Raw genomic sequence first — 19,255 nt, 5'->3', positions numbered from 1 at the left:
TACACTGTATTCCAGTTATGAATGGTTCATTGATGGTACACCACTGAATGGTTCAGGAGTAACGCTGTACAACAACAATACCGATGATTCTGCTCATCTGTCTTATTGCAATGTGAATACCAGCCAGTACATTGATCAGGATGACTTCTTCATGGATGTGTACAATATCTCCGCACACGTCAGCAATGAGAGTATTGGTAGAACTGACGTGTTCTTCTGGGAATGGACTGTAACAAATTCATCCGCAGAAGATGCAGATGATATCGATCAGGTAATCAACACAACTCCGGAAGTAAATGAATCTGGTGGTGAATCTTATGTACGTTTCAATACCAGCAACAAGACCTCCGAGAAGACTGGAATTGAATGTAGCATAGATTTCGTGTCATTCAATACCAGCAATGAAACCGAAGGTATTCAGATAAAGGTAGAAGTACTGAATGCTTCTGCACTCAATGAATCAGAGCTTAATTTTGAGAAGGATTCAGTGTATCAGTACATGGATATCAGTTTCAATAATGAAACCCTTGTAAATAATGGAAGCGAGAACAGAAGTATCGAGTTCAAGGTTCTGAATAATGTTGGTGGCGGTTCTCTGCTAATTGATACTGTCTATCTGAAACACAGGGGTACTTCTGGATGGCAATCGTACGAACCTGAACTTCTCAGAAATGATGGGACTTATTCCTACTTCATTGTAAGGGATATCCCAGGTTTCTCACCCTTTGCAGTGACTGCAGATTACAAGTATGATTCAGGTTCCGGATCTGATGACGGGCTGCCTGCCTATCTAAAGTTACAGATGCTTCAAAACAGGTCTCAGAGTACAGAAGAAGACCTGGATGAAGAGATTGTAACTCCTGAATCCGAAAGTGAGGAGGACACTACATCTGATTCAGCCGGACAGATGACTGACGATGTTCCAAAATCAGATGAGGGTGACAATATTCAAAACCTGTTCATTGGAATGGGAGTATTGGTGTTGCTTACAATACTTGTGATTGTCTTTAGGAAAAGGCAGAGAGAAGACTAAAAACTCTGGTGATTTGCCAGAGTTCTTTTTTACTTTTTTGCAGGAATATTTTGTTGCGTTTACAGGAGAAGCATATCTATAGGGTTGATGTCCACTTTATTCAGAAATAGCAAACGATTGGAGTTATCCAATATCCTGTTGTTCCCGTTCTAAATGAATAAATATTAATAGTGATCTTATTATTGACATTTCTTTTAAAAATAGATACATCTGTTTTGTGTTTAGATGCGGAAACTATACAAATAACAAATATATTACACTCCTATCTACATTGAAGCCAAAAGCAGATTGAAGTTTACTGAATATGTTATCAAAAACATTTCTCATAAAAATAAATAAAAAAGTGTAATCACTCAACTACTATTCTTTCAGACGCCATGTGCTACTCTTCTGTCTATACTTTAGACTGTCTTAAATATTATGCACAATTATAAGTAATATCACCAGTATCGTAAATCGTATCAGTATACTCATTCCGGTTGATATTGTTACTATTTTCACGCCCAGTTTGGGACCGAATATAGAAATATATCTTGGCAACAGAGTCCTTATACTGAATATGGGCAACATGAACATACTTCCAAGCATTATGACGATCATGGCCTGCAGGTAGGATATACTTCCCTCTCCGATCATGGGGCCAAGCAATGATACTCCCAATATGGGGCTGGCAATATAAGTTGTCAGGGGGATGATGCTTTCTGAAGGAATCCCAAAAAGGTCTGCCAGGGGCAGCACACTGAATATCTCAAAAAAGCCTTGCTCCCTCAGTGCAAAAACAAGGGTGGTCATGCCCAGGTATATGGTGGCGATCTTGAAGAAAAGTTTCTTTTCTTTTTTGAAACTTGCTTTCATGGCTTCCTTTAGTGGAGGTCTATCCCCGTTGTGCCCATCATCCAGTGTACAGTTTTTTTGTTCCTTTATCCAGAATTTGCTCAGCATTATAACAACTGAAAACTTCACAACGGCTGATATAATGAATACCATCACATAGAATCCACCGACTACAGGGCCCAGTGCAGGTAATATTATGGGAATCTGATATGTTATGATCCCCCTTACATAAGCAGGCGTACTGTTGAGGAGAGCACATAGTATTGCTTCCCTGTCATTAACACACCCCTTATCCTTTGCCTGGACTACCATGCTGTTTGCAGCAGCCGTTGATCCGATAGCAACTAAAAAAGCACTTCCGCAGGACTCGGGCAGATTGGTGTGCTTGAGCAGGGGTCTTGTGAGTCGGGATAATTTTTTCATCAGCCCCAGTTCTATAAGGAGTCCGGCACCCCATAATCCGATAAAAATCATTATAAGTATGGGAACTGCAAAATCAAGAACCCTTAATAGCAAGTCGATCATATCATTTTAGATAGGAATCCCTGTAAATTAATCTATTTATCCCGTTTTTATTAATAGCAGAAGTTTGATATTATTAGTAATTATATCTGGAGATGTGAATGTCATGAAAAAAGAAATGATGGACATCCTTGCCTGCCCCCTGTGCAAGGGGGAGCTAGTTCTAAATATAAGCAGTGACGAAGGGGAAGAGGTTATTAGTGGTACCCTTTATTGTGCTGCATGTGACGAATATTATCCCATCGAGGAAGGCATTCCCAATATGCTTCCTCCAGAAATGAGAGACTAAACAGGTGAATCCGCATTGCAACAGATACATATCAACAGGCTTGGCGTAAATTCCATTGAATTTGACACTCTTTCTGTTGAGGTCTCCCTCTCTCCCGGTGGAGAACAGAGTTTTGAGATTGTGATTATCAACTATGGTTCACCAACGCATGTCAATTTTTCCATTTCAGAAAATCTGGATGGTTATGTAACTTTCCTTGATGACAATCCTTATGTGACCCATGAAGAATATGTGCCCGTTGTTGTCAGGATTCCACATGACGGCAGGGTATTCAGTAGTGGTACTATTTTTGTTACCATGGGATATGGCTCCAAAACCGAATCATTTAGTATAAACATAGGACAGAAGGACAATGTACGAATTCCGGTAGAGGAAGAACCAAAAATTGAACCTGCCCATATTCCTTCAACCCCTTCTTCTGCATCAAAGGCTAAATGGAGCATGGATTTTGGGAAGTTCCTTGAGAAATCAATCAAACCAAATGATATGAAACTAGTCATCTTTTTGTTTATGTTAATTGGTTTCCTTTTTGGTGCCTATTATGTAATATCATCTGTCAACCTGAATCCTGCTGGTTTTTCAACCAGCTTTTATACTTCTCTGGCAATAGCTATCCTTCTGACTTTATTATTTGCTTATATGTTAACCAAACTACCTGTTTTCAGGAAATAACGAGGTACTTAGAATGAAATATATTATAATCACAGGCGGTGTTATGAGTGGTCTCGGTAAGGGGATTACTGCTGCTTCTGTAGGACGGAACCTGAAAAACAAGGGACAAAAGGTAACCGCCATCAAGATAGATCCTTATATCAATATTGATGCGGGTACCATGAGTCCTTTCCAGCACGGTGAAGTTTATGTCCTGAAAGACGGTGGTGAAGTAGACCTCGATCTGGGCAACTACGAAAGGTATCTTGACACTGAACTGACATGGGATCATAACCTGACTACCGGTAAGATATACAAGTCTGTTATTGAAAAGGAAAGAAGGGGCGAATATCTTGGTAAGACAGTGCAGATCATTCCTCATATTACCAATGAAATAAAGGCCCGTATCCGCAGGGTTGCAGCCAAAAGTGGTGCTGATATCTGTCTGATTGAAGTCGGCGGGACGGTGGGTGACATTGAGAGTATGCCGTTCCTTGAAGCGGTCAGGCAGATGCACAGGGAGGAATCCGAGGAGGACATTATTTTCCTTCATGTAACCCTGGTTCCCATTGATGCCCAGGGCGACCAGAAAACAAAACCCACACAACACTCGGTCAAAGATCTGCGCCAGCTTGGACTATCCCCGGATGTTATTGTCGCACGATGTAAAAATCCTCTGCATGAAAGTACCCGTGCTAAAGTGTCCCTCTTCTGTGATGTTCCAAAGGAAGCTGTAGTAAGTGCACATGATTCAAATGATATTTATGATGTTCCTCTCCTGCTGGAAGAACAGGGACTTACAGGGTACATGATGCAAAGACTCGATCTGGTCACCAAACAGCAAGACCATGCCTGGGAAGATATGGTCAGAAGAATGAATGCTGCTACCGGGGATGTCAGGCTTGCAATTGTTGGGAAATATACCAATCTTGAAGATTCCTACCTAAGCATAAGGGAATCCCTGAAACATGCAGCAATAGAAGTTGGATGCAAGGTAAGGACCGATTGGGTAAGTTCGGAATCCTTTGATGAAGACCCGGCAGCAATCAATACTCTTCAGCAGTATGATGGTGTGCTTGTTCCTGGGGGTTTCGGGGAACGTGGTGTAGAAGGCAAGATACAGGCTGTAAAGTTTGCCCGGGAAAATGACATTCCTTTCCTGGGATTGTGTCTTGGTATGCAACTGAGTGTAATTGAGTTTGCACGTAATGTAGCGAATATGGAAAATGCCAACAGTGCCGAATTCGATGAAAACACCCCTTATCCGGTAATAGACCTTTTACCGGAACAGGAAAATATAGTAAATATGGGTGCCACAATGAGACTCGGGGATTATGAAGCCGTTCTCAAAAAGGGTTCACTGGCAGAAAAAATCTATGGAACCGATACCATAGTCGAGCGCCATCGTCACCGGTATGAGGTAAATCCCAACTTTGTAGATAGGCTGGAAGAGAAGGGAATGGTATTTTCGGGCAAAAATCGTAATCGTATGGAAATAGCCGAGATACCTTCTCATAGTTTCTTTTTTGCTTCCCAGTTCCATCCTGAATTTCGCTCAAGACCCGGCAGGCCATCTCCTCCTTTCAGGGCTTTTGTAGAAGCAATGTTTAAGAGGAATTATTAACTCATATCTGCGGGTTCTGCTTTCATGTATTCCCTGAGGACGGTTGTCGCATAACTTCCCTTGGGCAGGCAGAACTCCAGTGTAACTTTTTTCTTTCCTTCATTTAATTCGTCATCGGCAATTGCGTAAGCAGGTTTGACATTCAACAGTATTTCCCTGCGCCTGCCCTTTGAGGTTATACCGGGAATTTCAGGAATGCGGAAATCTTTCTGTTCAACACCGGTCTCCTGGAGCATTTCTTTTTCGATATTGCCCGGGGAGCTGTCCGTAAATTCGGTGGATGTGCCGACCAGCGGGGCCGTCACAAAAGCTCTGCCCCTGCGGATCAGGTTATTAATTCCTTTTACCTTGGAGGATGTTACAGTTTCAAGCCGGGAAGTATCCGGCAGCCCCTGTTTATTCTTGAAGCACACAATATCACCTTCAACCGCTTCATTGAGGGGCAGTTTTTCCCGGATTCGCCTGCAGATAATCCGATTGTAGATATATGATTGGTAGGCATGGACAAACATGTTCCGCATATTGGAACTCAATTCTCCGAATGCTGCGGCAAAGTCATCCGGATTATTCACAAGATAGTGCATCATTGCTCTTTCATACCGCAACTGGACAGGATATTCTTTCAGGCTTTCGATATAGTTGCGCTCCTTATAGAAACGGTCACGCACAAGCCTTGTTTTTTCGTGTTCGTCTGGAAAACTCAAACCGATATAATCGATTGCAGCTTTTTCAATATCTCCCCTGACTATTGATTCGCCCACAAGGTGGGTGATGGGACGACGGGAGCCAAATCTCTGAATCCCAAAAAAGTTGGGGACTCCACCAAGGTTATTTATTGTGGAAGTGATATTCATGAGTCTGTTATCAAGTTCCTGCTGGGGCAGATCGATATCCCGGACAATTATTTTGAATTTATTCCCCACAAGGTCTCCCAAACCTACATCTTTGTTGGAACGACCCAGAACTTTCAGATCCACATCCCTGAGTTTTATCCTTTCAATATCTTCTGCCTCAAGGTCGTATATACTTATACGCTGGGTGGTAAGTGCTCTCTTGTCCTTGGTCCCTGCAAAACCAAACCTTTTGGAACTTATTCCCAGAATTCGGGACATATCTCTTATCAGGTGGTGGGTTTCCCAGTTTTTTTTCGTAAGTTCGAGGATCAGGTATTTTCCTTCCTCTCCTTCCTCCCTACCCGTGACTTCCTCAACAACAAAATCTTCACTAATTTGTTTCAACTTTCCGCCGATACCCTCTGTTTCAGTTACATAAAGGTCGATACCGGTTTGTTTTTCTATATCAGGCACTTGCATGGATAATCCTCATCTTGCGGCAATATCTATTACTGTTACATTTGTCTGTCTGGTGTATGTCCAGCCATTTTCTGTGGGAGCGGTTTCCACCGGCAGGCTCCCTGCATACATGTCTGCGGCCGGATCAAGAAGTAACCAGCAACCGTATTTGTCGGTTGCATAGTATACGGGTACACATCCGTAGTATTGCTCTATGGCCCCTGAGATACGATCGATATCTTCATTTGTTCCTATGTAAACTGCCGCATAGGCGTGTGTATCGGTCAGATATATCCGGGATGTGCCCCCGATTGCTTCTACCAGGGAAGCCATTGTGATGGCATAATCATCACAATCCCCTGCCCCGATTTCTAGGGTCTCACCCGGATCAACCCAGTAATCCGATCCCCGGGGATCACTGATATAATCCACATCTTCTATCAAATTATCATACAGGGCACATACCTGATAAATATTGTATTTGCCGGGGTACTCTTTTGCTGCTTTTGCAGCTTTGCTTCTGACCTGTGGGTCGGATGAATTGACAAGGGAGTTAATCTTATCGAAAAGATAGGCCGGGTTGTACGTATATTGTGGATTTACTTCTGTAGCAGCAGCCTGGGTTTCGATTTCAATTGCGTCAAAATACTGCATCCCGTAATCGTGCCATTTCCCGGATTCGGAAGTTGCCATTATCTTTACAAAAGGCTCTAGTTTTATTGTCGATTTGTCGGGTACGTCAAAACAGGCATATCCAAGTTCTTTTTGTTCTTCCGGGGGTATCAGGTATCCGCTTTCAAAATCGTATATGCCGCTTCCACTTGCCGGCCGGATGCCGTATCCATATACGTAAATTTCATTATTACCCGTATTTGTTATGGTCATTGTGAGCATACCGGTATTTTTCCGGAAAGGTTCTCCATAACTGTAAGCACTTGATATGCTGTATCCGGGGGACAGTATATTACTTTGGCTGGGCTTATAGTCATATTCGGGATCAAGAATCTGTACCTGTGGGTATGTCAGGGTTTGTGTATCGAGTTCATAGGCAGTTTCCATACTCCTGTCATCGGGGATGGGAATGCTTTCCTGCAGAATTTCCGGATTCTGGCCGCCGATATAGATCAGTATGCCAATCAGGGCTACCAGTAACATGAACCCTTTTTTCCCCATTGTACCATCCTTTAAAGCAATTTCAGGGAACCGGTAATACGTTCTATGTCTTCATTTGTTGCGGGCCCGATGCCAAGAGCGGTAACAGTGCCTGGCTTAATCTCGGTCAGACCGGCATCCTGTATCAGGGCGGTGGGAAGGTTCTGTGCCCGGGCGATTTCCCTCAACTCATAAAGGTCCCTTTCGGCAGGTACTTTAAGTACTACTTTTTTCTGTCCTTCGGCTTTCCATTTTGAATATATTCTGGAATCTGCCTTCTCAGATGCTGATACTGCAGCATGGGCCACCTGTACTGCAAGTTTGCCCTTTGATAATTTCAGGTCCTGTCGGATCACAATACATTGTTTGCAGGTAAACATTTTAACGTCCTCTTTAGGAAATCAGGTCAGAGTCTTTCCATAAGGTGGTCTATTATCTTCTCTGCCGGATTTATCCCCCATGTTCTATAAATACCTGCCCCGGAAGGAGTTGCATTGACTTCCAGCACCATGTCACCGCCTTTTCCTTCGATCAGGTCGACTCCTGCATATTCGGCCCCTATTTTTTCACATGCACGGACGCAAAGTTCTTCCTGTTCTTTTCCCAGCATACATTTCTCAGTATTTCCACCCTGGCTGAGATTGTTTAACCATCCTTTTTCTGCTTTCCTGTAGATGGCCCCGATCACTTCATCACCAACAACAAAGGCACGTATATCCCTGCCGGGATTTGCTATATATTTCTGGATGTATAACATTTTCCTTTCATTCATCATCCTGCTTACAAATTCCCTTGCCGGTGTATCATCCAAATTTCCATCAGGATTGATTAGCTGTGCGTTCTTGATTCTGGATATTCCCATGCCTTTATACCCGAATACGGGCTTGATGATGGCGTCTTCGAATGATTCCAGGGCATTCATGGCACTTTCTATACTCTGGACACCTTTTGTGGGAGGTACCGGTATATTTGCTTCTGCCAGAAGGTATGTAGCATGATATTTGTTTGCAGCATTCTGGATTGATGCCGGTGGGTTAATAACAGGTATCCCATAGGATTCCAACTGGCGTAAAATATCAAACCTGAAAATGACTCCATCCCCATTGCCTCCTCCCACATCCCTCACAATGATGGCATCCAGATCCTGCAGGTTTATGTCCCCTGCGTGGTAGGTTATGTTTGTCCCGATAGTCACTTCTGCATAGGCAAGGTTAATCGGGATGGGGTTAATATTGTTGTGAGATGCGGTTTCGATTAGGGATTTTGTGGTCCAGTCTTCAGGATCGGTTATGAGTATTCCTATGTTTTTCATCTGGATTTAATGTAATGCTAATCGGATAATTATGTTTTTGTCCAGCAAATAGAAAAATTAGTAAAAAGGGACATGTCTTCGATCAGACATGCTCTATATCAGTATTTCCTGAAATTTCCGTATTTGTGGTGCACAGGTCCTCTGTGCTTAATTTATGGACATCATCGTTGCCTGTCAGCCGGGCAAAATCCTTCATTTCCTCCGTTGAAACCCTCAGGAAATGTTCCAGTTTTTTGGCGGAATATTGGATCTTCAGCCTCTTTCGAAGTTCCGGATCCTGGGTGGTAACCCCCACCGGACACTGTCCTGTATCACACAAACGGTATTGCTGGCATGCACATGCCATCAGGGCTGCAGTGCCTATTGCTATGGCATCGGCTCCCATTGCAAGGGCCTTTGCAAAATCAGAGGAAACTCTCAGGCCACCTGTGATTACCAGTGAGATACCCTTTTTGTTCCTGTCATCCAGAAATTTCCTGGCCCTGTACAGGGCGAACAGCGTAGGCATCGAGGTTGCCTGTTTGACGAACTTTTTTGCAGCAGCGGTTGCTCCCGGTCTCCCGTCGATTGTAATAAAATCAGGTTCTGCATGGATTGCAACCTCAAGATCTGCTTTAATATTGCCTGCTGCGATCTTGATGCCGATTGGTTTTCCCCCGGATTTTTCCCTGAGCCAGGAAACCTTGTTCTTGAGGTCATCTTTGTTCTTTATATCCTCATACCGGGATGGGGATATTACATCCACTCCTTCGGGAAATCCCCTTGCCTTTGCAATCTCAGGAGTTACTTTCTCGGCTGGCAACTGTCCTCCCATGCCGGGTTTTACTGACTGGCCGATCTTTATCTCGATGGCATCTACTTTTTGCAGGTTCTCATCAGTGACACTGTACCTGTTGGGCACGTATTCGAATATGTATTTGTGTGCTTTTTCAAAGGAATCCTGCAGGATTCCGCCTTCTCCCGAGCACATGGCGGTTCCCACAGCAGCACTTCCGGCTGCCAGGGAGATCTTAATCTCCCGGGAGAGTGCTCCGTATGACATATGGGTAATGTAAAGAGGTGTATCTATCATAAGGGGCTGTTTTGCTTTTGGACCGATTGTTGTACCAGTATTCACTGCTTCATCATGGTTTAATGGAAATTTTGCAAGTTGGGCCCCCTTTATAAGTACATCCTCCCAGGAAACCACATCCATTTTCGTCCTCATGGGTTCAATTATGGATTCGCCTGTGACTGATATCTGATGAATATCTGACATATAGCTTTCCAGTTCATCTGATTCCCTTCTCCACTTCCCCAAATATCCGCCCAGCTCCTTATCGAGGGTGGTTATTGACATCCTGCTTCTTGTACCACAGTAGGGACAGGTTACAACTTCCTCTACATGGGTCTCAGCCTTCTCCTCTTTTACGGGTTTTAAGTGGGTCTTATTCGCTTTACAGATAGGACATTCCCAGTCATCAGGAAAATCCTCCGGTTTTGTATCCGGCTTGATATCCGTAAGTGAATTTCCTCTATCGTCATCGTACTCAAAAACATTACAGATTTCACATCGGTATTTGGACATTGTATCACAGTTTGGTATAGTACTTTTGTTTTCCAGAAGGGATTTTCGGGGATATTCAGACGCAATGGGGACACAAGACAATATATTTCCCTGACGTACTGCATGGAATATGTATGTTTAAAAAAAAGATATTATGGAAGGATTACTTCCCAAGTTGTTCCTTCTCGGATCCCCTGGTACAGTAATAGCCGTTAGTAAGTCCCATTTCCTCTGTTACCGGACAGCCTCCGCAGATACAGCCACTTTCATCTTTAATACAGTCGCTCTTGCCGATTGTTGGGAAGCAATATCCGCCCCTTTCCCCGCATTCGACCCAGGAGGGACAGCTAGGACATATGCACATAGACATTACCATTTCTTTCTTTTGTTCCATTTCCTCAGGACTCATTTCTTCTGCCATCCATTTCACTCCCTATATTATATTTTATATTAATAGAATGTATGATCCATGTCTTTTATGTATCTAACTGTTGCCTCTGAATGTTTATGCAGAATGGGGACACAATAATCAATTTCATTGGCAGATTCTGTTCATCCGATCAATATCTTTGATTGACGTCTGATTTTTCTCCATTACCTATACTCTCTCCCACAATACCTTTCAGGTCCATCCAGCAGGCGGTTAGGTCGGCCGCCCTTTCCACAGCATCCACTATTACGCTGTCAGCAGTTGCTATTACACCCCTGGGTCCGACTTGTTTGAGGTCGAAATCCACATTTTTTGATGTCGTGACGGCTGTTTTGAAAGGGCATTTAGTCGCTCTCTTACGGATGAATTGTGCAAGTTTGCCACTGTTGCTCATCTGAGTGTCAAGAAGGATTGTTGCAGAATTTACTGCCAGGGCCGAAAGTGTGGTCAGCATCTCATCAACAGCCTGATAGGTTGTAGCTGTATTGGTGTGGTTCTTGAAAATTCCCCGGGTGTCACGCAGGAATCCATCATCTGCAAACCATACTGTCTCATTCTGAAGCACGCTTTCCATGGTTATCAGTACATTGTAGCCGTCTATGAAGATATCACATCCTTTAAGTTGGGAGCATGCAAGCCTTTTATTGCTGCGCTTGACTGCGGTTTCCGGGTCAAATACAAGCCTTGTGAGAATGTGCCTTTCTTCTTCTGCCAGACGGTAATGGTTACTGACAAACCTGATTGCACCTTTTCTCCTGTATTCCCTGTAGAGAAGGTACCTTATGTCGGCTGCAGGTTCTCTTAGTTTATTTTTGAGTTTTTCAACTGATGTGCTACCTGCGATAGATTCCATACCTGAAAATCTCTTCCGATAAGTTTTATACATGTCGGCAACCACCCTTTAATGGTGATTTTTTGGAAATACTCTGGCTTGATCAGGATGATGTGAAATCCCTGCTGGATATGCCTTCAGCTCTGGAGGCAGTGGAAATGGCTTTTGCCCAGCATGGCAGGAATAAGGTACAGATGCCACCTAAGTCCTATCTTTATTTTACCGAACATAATGGGGATCTACGCACAATGCCCGCTTTTCTGGAGGAAGAGGATGTTGCAGGTGTCAAGGTCGTAAATGTCCATCCTGAAAACCGCAAGGTGGGTTTGCCTACTGTGATGGCGACGGTTATACTCAATTCCACATCCTCCGGTGCACCCCTGGCTATTATGGATGGTACATATCTTACGGATATACGCACTGGCGCAGCAGGAGGTGTTGCAGCCCGCTATCTTGCGCGTGAAAACAGCAGTGTAGTGGGGATGGTGGGAACCGGTAACCAGGCCAGGACACAGCTAGAGGCTTTATCGAACGTTTTCGAGCTTGAACAGGTATGTATATTTGATCTGGATACTTCAAGAGCGGAGGACTTCAAAGAAGGAATGGAATCAGTTGCATGCTGTGACATAACAGTAGTTGATAGTATCCAGAAAGCATGTGATGCGGATATTCTGGTAACTACCACTCCTTCAAGAAAACCGATCATCAAAGCACAATGGTTGCCTGAGGGAATCCACATCAATGCCATCGGGGCTGACGCCAGGGGGAAGGAAGAGCTGGAACCTGCTATCCTCCAGAAAGCAAGGGTTGTGGTCGACGATATTGCACAGGCCACCCATTCCGGGGAAGTGAATGTTCCCCTTTCTGAGGGTCACATCCGACAGGAAGATATCTTCGCCCAGCTGGGTCAGGTAGTTGCCGGTCTGCATGTGGGCCGTGAATCAGTTTCTCAGATCACGGTTTTCGATTCAACGGGATTGGCAATACAGGACATTGTGACTGCCAATCTGGTTTACAAGAAAGCAAAAAATAAAGGTGTAGGTTCGCAGGCAAAATTGTTCTGATTGTTTGGAATGGCAGGTGACCACTCACCTTTTGCCCCTTATGGTCTTAAATCCGCCGACCCTTTCTTCACATATCTGCCTGTGGCCTTCTTCCTCTTTAGAGATATGTTCCATATCCTTGAGGAAATTCTCCTGGTCACTTTCATCAGGGAACAATTCTTCAATTACATAGGGGTCGGTCTCAGTGATATTCTTGTAAACATCTCGTGCAAGGATTTCATATTTCATTATGGCTTTGAACAATTCGGGACTGTCCATATCCTCAAAATCAAATACTTTCTGAGGAAGCCCTCTTGGTATCTTATCTGGAAGTGGGATACTGGCTTTTTCCATCCATTTTTTGAGTTGCAGGCCATGATTGTCTGAATCATTTGCAAGTCTTTCAAGGGCATCCACATCTTCTCCCATGAGTTCGATGCGTGACTCCCATATGACAAGTTGTTCCATTTCTGTTTCTATCCAGTACATTTTCTGTAACTGGGATTTCAGAGTTTCTTTATCTTTAATACCGGCCATAAATTTCACCTTTTTATTAATATATTGTAGATATTATATTTGCCAGTTTCGACGGGATATCTATAAATAATACTCAGGGAGTACTGGAGGAATACCGGTGTATATTAATGAAAGCGGTTTGTTTGATCAGCAGTGGATTGGATTCTGTCGTATCCCTTGCGATAGCGTCTGCAAAATACGATGTACAGCTTGGCCTGACTTTTGATTATGGGCAGCTTGCTGCGGATGCAGAGATTGTGCGTACCCGGCAGATATGTGCTCATTATGGCATCCCACATCGTGTAATTTCATTGGACTGGATGAAAGATATTACTACAACATCCCTGGTAAACCGTCAGGGACACGTACCGGATATGTCCGAGGCAGACCTCGGGAACGAGGACGTGACTTCTGAATCTGCAGCAAACGTCTGGGTTCCTAACAGGAACGGATTAATGGCAAACGTTGCTGCCGCTTTTGCCGAAGCCATGGATTGTGGCTATATTATTGCCGGTTTCAATGCAGAGGAAGCCGCCACTTTCCCGGACAATTCCCCGGAATTTGTAGACAGTATCAATCGGGCCTTTTCTTACTCCACTCTTAATGGAGTACGGCTTATATCTCCTGTGCTTGAAATGGATAAGGTGGCCATTGTAAAGGAAGCATTTCGGGCGCAGGCTCCGTTAGCTTTAAGCTGGAGCTGCTATCAGGGCGAAGAAAAACCCTGTGGAGTTTGTGAAAGCTGTGTCAGGCGGGCACGGGCTTTCCGGGAAGCAGGCATCAAGGATCCGGCAGTGGAGGATATATAATGGGAATTGAAGCGCATATAATGGATGGGAATTATGATTATGACGGCAGCCAGATATCCTCTCTCTGGGCCTACCAGATGTTCGGCATACAGGCCGATTCCGTGGTGGCATTCCGGGGACAATGTGATGTGCAAATCGCACACATGATTGACCTTGAGGACAAGAGGCAAAACGAATCCATTGTATCTGCCGACATGCTTCATTTTATCATTGAGCACTTCGATTCCACCGACCTGAAATTGATCTACAGCAGGCAGCGGCTTTTCACAACTCTTGTTGCTGAAACACTTTTTTCTATGGGAATCATGACTGACAGGGAGGGGGATGATCTTTTTGTCAATGGGAAAAAACTGACGGTATCCATTGCAAGCACCTCTGCGGTCTCACAGAAGATACATTTTGGCATCAATATATCCCATGATTTTTATGGTAACCTGGAAGAATGTGGTATTGCTGCAGAAAAAGCCTGGCAATTGCTGGAAGCTATCACAGGGAGATACATTAAAGAGATGGAGGATATCGAAGGAGATCTTCGAAAATCCCGACCCCTGGATGTGGTTTAAGTGGAAAGGAAGCCGGTATCCGAGATATTCTGTGCGGTACAGGGAGAGGGTCCTTATGTAGGGGCGCGGCAGGCCTTTGTCAGGTTTGTTGGGTGTAATCTGGATTGCTCCTACTGCGATACTCCTCTCGATGAACCGGATCATTGTCTTTTTGAAAAAGTGCCTGGAAGCGGTGAATTTGAGAAACTCTCACCCCTGCTTTGCGCTTCAGACATTGAAGAAAAAATCAGGTCATTTGATAATCTGCATTCGGTATCCCTGACAGGAGGGGAACCTCTTTTGCATGCAGAATTCATAAGGGGTCTGGACCTGCCTGCTCCTGTTTATCTTGAAACTAACATGACCCTGCCGGAAAAAGCGAAGGTTGTGAAAGACTCGGTAGATTATGTGGCCGGAGATGTTAAATCACCCGAAGAATTTGAAGGGAATAACTTTGATGAACACATCGAACACACATACCGGTGTTTCCGCACACTTCGCAGCAATCAACACAGGGATTGTTTCTGTAAAATTGTAGTAACTTCTTCAACTAAGCCGGCTGATGTGATGGATGTTGTAGAGCAGATATCCGATTACATAAGCTGTGTAGTACTGCAGCCGGTCACACAGCACACAAGGGCTACAGATATACAGACAATACTTTCCCTGCAGGAAAAGTTACTCAATATCAAAAACACTCTTATTATCCCACAGACTCACAAAATGTGGGGGTGCCTATAATGACAAAAATGAAACTTGGAGTAGAGGAATATATTGACAGTGCCCACTATCTGCCCGGGCATGAAAGTTGTGGTATAGTTCATGGTCATACCTATAAGGTGGAAGTTGTCCTTGAAGGAGAAAAAAAGCCATCGGGGATGGTCATTGATTTTTATGACGTAAAACAGACTGTCCGGTCTACTTTGAAAGAATACGATCATTGCATGCTCAATGATATCCTGGAGTATCCCAGTTCGGAAAATCTCTGTGAGCATATCTATAACCGCTTATCTCAGCAGCTGGATTTCCCTCTCTCTGTGAAGGTCTGGGAAGGACACGGTAAGTGGTGCCAGTTAGGTGGAATTGAGTGAGCAGGATTCCAAAACCTATATCTAGATGTGACTCAATAGCAACATAAGATTTGTCTAGAGTGGAGGAAATATTTTGGCCACAGAGAGCGGAAAGGATCCTGAGGAATGTCTGCCGGCAGAAGAACGGGACTCGATAAAGAGGCTTATTGCCCAGCATCCCTGTTATAACAAGGATGCACAACATAAATTTGGAAGGATTCATCTGTCGGTGGCTCCAAAATGCAATATTAAATGTAAATACTGTGAACGTAAATATGATTGTGTAAATGAAAGTCGACCCGGGGTTACAAGTGAAGTTTTAACTCCACAACAGGCCCTTGAAAAAACACAAAAGGTATTGAAAGAGTATCCATTCATTAAAGTCGTGGGTATCGCCGGTCCGGGCGATCCGCTTGCTAATGACGAAACATTCGAGACATTCAAACTTATAAAACAACATTTCCCGGATATCACTCTCTGCCTGAGTACCAATGGTCTGGCTCTGCCTGCCAGGATACAGGATGTCCTGGATTCCGGTGTTTCCACATTAACTGTTACTTTGAATGCCATTGACCCTGAAATAGGGGCGAAAATTGTAGATCATGTAAACTATAATGGTAAAACCTACCGGGGTGTCGAAGGAGCCAGCATTCTTCTTGAAAACCAGCTTGAAGGTATCCGCAAGGCCGTGGAAGCAGGACTGGTTGTCAAGATCAACACAGTGCTTGTTCCGGGTATCAATGAGGATCATATTATCGAGATTGCACAGAAACTCAATGATATGGGTGTGTATATCATGAATGTTATGCCTCTTATCTGTCAGGCTGATTTTGCTGACTGGACTGCTCCTACTCCACAGGAACGCAAAGCTGTACAGGATTCCTGTGAGCCCTATGTTCAACAAATGCGCCACTGTCGCCAGTGTCGCTCCGATGCTTATGGTCTTCTGGGTAAAGATCTTTCTCAAATGAGTGAGCAGCGTCGCAATATGGTTAAAGCCGATGCTCTAAAAAAGGCTGAATCCGCCAAAAAGAAAACTTCTGATGATGCGTCAGAATAAATCTGGAGATTTTCAATTGGATCTACATACTCTTGCCCAAAAATTGCACGATTTTGAGGGTGTATCCCGCAAGGCACCTATCGCAGACATTGCACGTATGTTTGATGACGTGAGGGAAAGTTATGGGGGTACTGTTGTTGATATGGGTGATGACGCTGCAATAATTGATATTGGTGGCGATGAAGTCATCCTGTTTGCGGCTGATGGGATATGGGGCAGGATCACAGAAGCAAGTCCCTGGTGGACAGGTTATACTTCTGTCGTTGTAAATATTAACGATATATCTGCTATGGGAGCACGGCCTCTTGCTATGGTAAATGTGATGTCTTCTTCTCATAAGGATGTATGCGATGGTATGTTGCAGGGTATGAAAGATGGGATGAGAAAATTTGGTGTGCCTATGGTCGGTGGTCATCTGCATCCTGACACACCGTACAATTCACTGGCAGTGTCCATTATAGGAATTGCAAAGAAGGATTGTGTCATCCGCAGTGACACCGCCTGTGTGGGTGATACAGTTATTGTCGGCTATGATATGGACGGCCGGGTGGGCAAAAATTCCCCTTACAGCTGGGATACGACTTCTTTCAAGGATTCTGGAACCGTTCGCTCCCGGTTCATGATAATGCAAAAGATCGGCGAAAATCATCTTGTCACCGCCGGCAAGGACATCAGTAATCCGGGAACCATAGGTACTCTCGGAATGCTTTGTGAGACAAGTATGGTGGGTGCAGAGGTGGATCTGGGGCAAATTCCCAAACCTGCAGATGTTGCCCTGGACCAGTGGCTGATGATTTATCCGGCAACCGGTTACATTGTTACCGCAAAACCGGAAAATGTCGATGAATGCCTGAATGCATTCGAAGAAGTGGGTATTACTGCTGCAGTCATCGGGAAAATTGATGATAGTTGTTGTGTGAAAGTAACCGATGGTAAAGATTCAGCAGATGTTTTTGATTTCAGTAAAGATTTAATAACGGGGATCAAAGAGTAATTTCACTCGGATCCCACGTAGGCTTTTAATTCATCATAAAGGTATTGTTCTGCTGCCTGAACGGCTTCAAGTTCTCCCCTAAGTACTATAACTTCTCTTTCATCACATTCAACAATGCTTACACCGATCTTTCTCTCAAGGGGTTCAAGATCGAATTCTTCAACAAGATCATAGACCAGGTATGAAGGAGTACCCGGGGGAATTACGAGGTCATAGAGGCCTTCGATTTCAGCTCCCATCTCATCTTCTTTTTTTTCCTTGCTCAGTTTAAGGTCTTCGAGGGTCAGTTTTTTTACCATTAGTTCACCCGCAACGTATATCTTGGGGCTAAATTGGTTTTTCTGGTATTATAATTTGTCCATGCTTACAGGTGCAATTCAATTTTAGAAAGTTTGATATACTTCAACATTTATTGTTTTGAGTGGGAATATAAAATGCGACTTATCAATATGGGATTAAAAGGGGAACAGGTACGTCTGGACTTTTTTGGATGTAACCTGAAATGTCCCTATTGTATTCATATCAGGCAACCCTTTGAGGAATACAGTATAGATGAAGTTGTTGACTTTGTTAAGAATTCAGCTGCAAAAAAGGTTTTTATCGGAGGGGCCGAACCCACACTCCAGAAGGATTTAATCCCGTTGATTGAGCGGTTGCATTCAATGGGTATGGAGATTATTCTAAAGTCGGATGGAATGAAACCCGATGTACTGGAGCAATCTCTGCCTTTTGTAAAAGGTTTTGTTCTGGAATTGAAGGCCCCACTTGAAGACACGGCAGCAATTGAGGAACTTACAGGCATTTCCTCCAAAAGGGTAGAACAATATTTAGCAAACCTCAAAACATCGATAGATATTGCTAAAACCAGGTGGTTGCGACTCTGGGTTCGTGTAATTCCCGGATATGTTACTGAAGAATCCGTGAAGAGGATGTTGCCTGTTATGGAAGGAGCTTCTGAGGTACTTCTTTATCAATTCTTAAGCAATCCCGACTTTGATCTTCCTTTTGCAGGATATACCTCGCCTGTGCCTGCCTGGGAGGATATGGAAAACCTTGCCGCTATTGTTGTAGAAAAGGTGCCCCGTGTAGTAATTGTGGGAGAAAAAGGGCGCAAGATAGTTGGCAAGGAGTAATTTTCACAATCAGATAATGAGCAAGGTATCGTAAAAAAAGCAGATTGGTGGTATGGTGGTGGTACGATATGAAAGCTGCTTTTCAGCCTTGCTCATTACTAGGTGCACTACGGTATTATGGTATTTAAATATTTTTCTTATATATGAATGATTATAGTTTACATATTTGTTTTTTACACGGTTAAGACTCAATTCATTTCTGAGACCAAAACATTTATCCATGTCTGCCGGTATGTAATTAATCGATTGACATGCAGGAATACAAATTAAAACGTGATCATTCCCCTGATATTGAACGTATCTATGAAGCGCTTGAGGAATGTTTCCCTTCCGACATATCCAGAGAAGGAGATAAATTAGTTACTTCATACGGTGTTATGAAGGAACTTTCTGTGTGGCTGAACGGTAAAAAACTTGCAGTTGACACGAATTCTGACGCCGAAGGTGTCTCTGATGAGGTTATCCTTGATACCAACAAGAGATTCCGCGATTTTCTCTATAAGGCAACTGGTTACACTGCCAAGGAAAGAGTTAAGAACGCCAAGAAGGCAGTTTCCAAATAACAGGATCA

Annotated in this window: 23 protein-coding genes; 13 read left to right on the top strand and 10 right to left on the bottom strand. The window is 43.7% G+C overall.

Features of this window, described 5'->3' with window-relative positions; all coding sequences use genetic code 11:
• On the top strand, positions 1–1,033 hold a 1,033-nt coding region (locus EFE42_RS10580), incomplete at its 5' end, for a hypothetical protein (RefSeq protein ID WP_158599234.1).
• Positions 1,034–1,444: 411 nt separating this feature from the next.
• Here the strand turns inward: EFE42_RS10580 and EFE42_RS09960 are convergent.
• Complete coding sequence (locus EFE42_RS09960) at positions 1,445–2,392, bottom strand: nucleoside recognition domain-containing protein (RefSeq protein WP_123137085.1); 948 nt, start codon at positions 2,390–2,392, stop codon at positions 1,445–1,447.
• Between the two features lie 103 nt (positions 2,393–2,495).
• On the opposite strand from EFE42_RS09960, the gene EFE42_RS09955 reads away from it, so the two are divergent.
• From EFE42_RS09955 to pyrG, 3 genes are read left to right on the top strand one after another with little or no spacing between them, the layout of a single operon-like run.
• Positions 2,496–2,678: a methytransferase partner Trm112 gene (locus EFE42_RS09955; protein WP_123137084.1), complete on the top strand. Its 183-nt coding sequence runs from the start codon at positions 2,496–2,498 to the stop codon at positions 2,676–2,678.
• A 15-nt stretch (positions 2,679–2,693) separates the two neighbouring features.
• On the top strand, positions 2,694–3,350 hold the full coding sequence (locus EFE42_RS09950; RefSeq protein WP_123137083.1) for a hypothetical protein: 657 nt from the start codon (positions 2,694–2,696) through the stop codon (positions 3,348–3,350).
• A gap of 13 nt (positions 3,351–3,363) precedes the next feature.
• Positions 3,364–4,953 carry a glutamine hydrolyzing CTP synthase gene (pyrG, locus tag EFE42_RS09945; protein WP_123137082.1) on the top strand — a complete coding sequence of 530 codons (1,590 nt, stop codon included), beginning with the start codon at positions 3,364–3,366 and terminating at the stop codon, positions 4,951–4,953.
• Here pyrG and truD read toward each other — a convergent pair.
• The 7 genes from truD to EFE42_RS09910 all read right to left on the bottom strand — a co-directional run bounded on the left by truD (position 4,950) and on the right by EFE42_RS09910 (position 11,538).
• Positions 4,950–6,266 (bottom strand): tRNA pseudouridine(13) synthase TruD, encoded by a 1,317-nt coding sequence (truD, locus tag EFE42_RS09940; protein ID WP_123137081.1) that lies wholly within the window; start codon positions 6,264–6,266, stop codon positions 4,950–4,952. The genes pyrG and truD overlap by 4 nt on opposite strands.
• 9 nt (positions 6,267–6,275) lie before the next feature.
• The gene (locus EFE42_RS09935; RefSeq protein ID WP_123137080.1) at positions 6,276–7,418 is read right to left on the bottom strand and encodes a transglutaminase family protein; all 1,143 of its coding nucleotides are present in this window, start codon (positions 7,416–7,418) and stop codon (positions 6,276–6,278) included.
• An 11-nt stretch (positions 7,419–7,429) separates the two neighbouring features.
• Entirely contained in the window at positions 7,430–7,777 is a 348-nt protein-coding gene (gene pth2, locus EFE42_RS09930) for a peptidyl-tRNA hydrolase Pth2 (protein ID WP_072360357.1), read from the bottom strand.
• A gap of 26 nt (positions 7,778–7,803) precedes the next feature.
• Positions 7,804–8,709, bottom strand: coding sequence for a tetrahydromethanopterin:alpha-L-glutamate ligase (gene mptN, locus EFE42_RS09925; RefSeq protein ID WP_123137079.1), 906 nt, complete (start codon positions 8,707–8,709; stop codon positions 7,804–7,806).
• 82 nt (positions 8,710–8,791) lie between these two features.
• Positions 8,792–10,276, bottom strand: coding sequence for a glutamate synthase-related protein (locus EFE42_RS09920; RefSeq protein WP_123137096.1), 1,485 nt, complete (start codon positions 10,274–10,276; stop codon positions 8,792–8,794).
• A gap of 142 nt (positions 10,277–10,418) precedes the next feature.
• Positions 10,419–10,676, bottom strand: a complete 258-nt coding sequence (locus EFE42_RS09915; RefSeq protein ID WP_123137078.1) for a DUF2769 domain-containing protein — start codon at positions 10,674–10,676, stop codon at positions 10,419–10,421.
• A 139-nt stretch (positions 10,677–10,815) separates the two neighbouring features.
• Complete coding sequence (locus EFE42_RS09910) at positions 10,816–11,538, bottom strand: DUF434 domain-containing protein (RefSeq protein ID WP_123137095.1); 723 nt, start codon at positions 11,536–11,538, stop codon at positions 10,816–10,818.
• 62 nt (positions 11,539–11,600) lie between these two features.
• Between EFE42_RS09910 and ala the strand changes: the two genes are divergently transcribed.
• Positions 11,601–12,581: an alanine dehydrogenase gene (gene ala, locus EFE42_RS09905; protein ID WP_123137077.1), complete on the top strand. Its 981-nt coding sequence runs from the start codon at positions 11,601–11,603 to the stop codon at positions 12,579–12,581.
• Between the two features lie 24 nt (positions 12,582–12,605).
• Here the strand turns inward: ala and EFE42_RS09900 are convergent, their stop codons facing one another.
• The gene (locus tag EFE42_RS09900) at positions 12,606–13,097 is read right to left on the bottom strand and encodes a hypothetical protein (RefSeq protein WP_233564813.1); all 492 of its coding nucleotides are present in this window, start codon (positions 13,095–13,097) and stop codon (positions 12,606–12,608) included.
• Positions 13,098–13,204: 107 nt separating this feature from the next.
• Between EFE42_RS09900 and queC the strand changes: the two genes are divergently transcribed.
• The 6 genes from queC to EFE42_RS09870 all read left to right on the top strand — a co-directional run bounded on the left by queC (position 13,205) and on the right by EFE42_RS09870 (position 17,551).
• A complete protein-coding gene (gene queC / locus EFE42_RS09895) occupies positions 13,205–13,885 on the top strand; it encodes a 7-cyano-7-deazaguanine synthase QueC (protein ID WP_123137076.1) in 681 nt (226 codons plus the stop codon).
• Complete coding sequence (locus tag EFE42_RS09890) at positions 13,885–14,448, top strand: DUF366 family protein (protein WP_123137075.1); 564 nt, start codon at positions 13,885–13,887, stop codon at positions 14,446–14,448. The genes queC and EFE42_RS09890 overlap by 1 nt, the downstream gene beginning before the upstream one ends.
• On the top strand, positions 14,449–15,168 hold the full coding sequence (locus EFE42_RS09885; protein WP_123137074.1) for a 7-carboxy-7-deazaguanine synthase QueE: 720 nt from the start codon (positions 14,449–14,451) through the stop codon (positions 15,166–15,168).
• Positions 15,168–15,518: a 6-carboxytetrahydropterin synthase QueD gene (gene queD / locus EFE42_RS09880; protein ID WP_123137073.1), complete on the top strand. Its 351-nt coding sequence runs from the start codon at positions 15,168–15,170 to the stop codon at positions 15,516–15,518. Before EFE42_RS09885 ends, queD begins: the two co-directional genes overlap by 1 nt.
• A 73-nt stretch (positions 15,519–15,591) precedes the next feature.
• On the top strand, positions 15,592–16,557 hold the full coding sequence (nifB, locus tag EFE42_RS09875) for a nitrogenase cofactor biosynthesis protein NifB (protein ID WP_123137072.1): 966 nt from the start codon (positions 15,592–15,594) through the stop codon (positions 16,555–16,557).
• 16 nt (positions 16,558–16,573) lie between these two features.
• Complete coding sequence (locus EFE42_RS09870) at positions 16,574–17,551, top strand: methanogenesis marker 2 protein (protein WP_123137093.1); 978 nt, start codon at positions 16,574–16,576, stop codon at positions 17,549–17,551.
• A gap of 2 nt (positions 17,552–17,553) precedes the next feature.
• Here the strand turns inward: EFE42_RS09870 and EFE42_RS09865 are convergent, their stop codons facing one another.
• The gene (locus EFE42_RS09865) at positions 17,554–17,850 is read right to left on the bottom strand and encodes a hypothetical protein (RefSeq protein WP_123137071.1); all 297 of its coding nucleotides are present in this window, start codon (positions 17,848–17,850) and stop codon (positions 17,554–17,556) included.
• Between the two features lie 135 nt (positions 17,851–17,985).
• Between EFE42_RS09865 and EFE42_RS09860 the strand changes: the two genes are divergently transcribed.
• A complete protein-coding gene (locus tag EFE42_RS09860) occupies positions 17,986–18,684 on the top strand; it encodes a radical SAM protein (RefSeq protein WP_123137070.1) in 699 nt (232 codons plus the stop codon).
• 251 nt (positions 18,685–18,935) lie between these two features.
• Entirely contained in the window at positions 18,936–19,247 is a 312-nt protein-coding gene (locus tag EFE42_RS09855) for a DUF5611 family protein (protein WP_123137069.1), read from the top strand.
• The last annotated feature ends 8 nt before the right edge of the window (positions 19,248–19,255 follow it).

The sequence above is a fragment of the Methanohalophilus sp. RSK genome, from assembly GCF_003722075.1.
GTDB lineage: Archaea > Halobacteriota > Methanosarcinia > Methanosarcinales > Methanosarcinaceae > Methanohalophilus.
Note: the sequence above shows the minus strand (reverse complement) of the source record. Positions and strands in the feature narration are given on the sequence as shown.

Bases quoted from the DNA above. Each gene is read 5' to 3' on its own strand.
- mptN (WP_123137079.1), bottom strand. From the start codon at position 8,709: ATGAAAAACATAGGAATACTCATAACCGATCCTGAAGACTGGACCACA.
- EFE42_RS09915 (WP_123137078.1), bottom strand. From the start codon at position 10,676: ATGGCAGAAGAAATGAGTCCTGAGGAAATGGAACAAAAGAAAGAAATG.
- EFE42_RS09890 (WP_123137075.1), top strand. From the start codon at position 13,885: ATGGGAATTGAAGCGCATATAATGGATGGGAATTATGATTATGACGGC.
- pth2 (WP_072360357.1), bottom strand. From the start codon at position 7,777: ATGTTTACCTGCAAACAATGTATTGTGATCCGACAGGACCTGAAATTA.
- EFE42_RS09855 (WP_123137069.1), top strand. From the start codon at position 18,936: ATGCAGGAATACAAATTAAAACGTGATCATTCCCCTGATATTGAACGT.
- EFE42_RS09955 (WP_123137084.1), top strand. From the start codon at position 2,496: ATGAAAAAAGAAATGATGGACATCCTTGCCTGCCCCCTGTGCAAGGGG.
- EFE42_RS09900 (WP_233564813.1), bottom strand. From the start codon at position 13,097: ATGGCCGGTATTAAAGATAAAGAAACTCTGAAATCCCAGTTACAGAAA.
- EFE42_RS09910 (WP_123137095.1), bottom strand. From the start codon at position 11,538: ATGGAATCTATCGCAGGTAGCACATCAGTTGAAAAACTCAAAAATAAA.
- EFE42_RS09960 (WP_123137085.1), bottom strand. From the start codon at position 2,392: ATGATCGACTTGCTATTAAGGGTTCTTGATTTTGCAGTTCCCATACTT.
- EFE42_RS09860 (WP_123137070.1), top strand. From the start codon at position 17,986: ATGCGACTTATCAATATGGGATTAAAAGGGGAACAGGTACGTCTGGAC.
- truD (WP_123137081.1), bottom strand. From the start codon at position 6,266: ATGCAAGTGCCTGATATAGAAAAACAAACCGGTATCGACCTTTATGTA.
- EFE42_RS09935 (WP_123137080.1), bottom strand. From the start codon at position 7,418: ATGGGGAAAAAAGGGTTCATGTTACTGGTAGCCCTGATTGGCATACTG.
- EFE42_RS09865 (WP_123137071.1), bottom strand. From the start codon at position 17,850: ATGGTAAAAAAACTGACCCTCGAAGACCTTAAACTGAGCAAGGAAAAA.
- pyrG (WP_123137082.1), top strand. From the start codon at position 3,364: ATGAAATATATTATAATCACAGGCGGTGTTATGAGTGGTCTCGGTAAG.
- EFE42_RS09920 (WP_123137096.1), bottom strand. From the start codon at position 10,276: ATGTCCAAATACCGATGTGAAATCTGTAATGTTTTTGAGTACGATGAC.
- queC (WP_123137076.1), top strand. From the start codon at position 13,205: ATGAAAGCGGTTTGTTTGATCAGCAGTGGATTGGATTCTGTCGTATCC.
- queD (WP_123137073.1), top strand. From the start codon at position 15,168: ATGACAAAAATGAAACTTGGAGTAGAGGAATATATTGACAGTGCCCAC.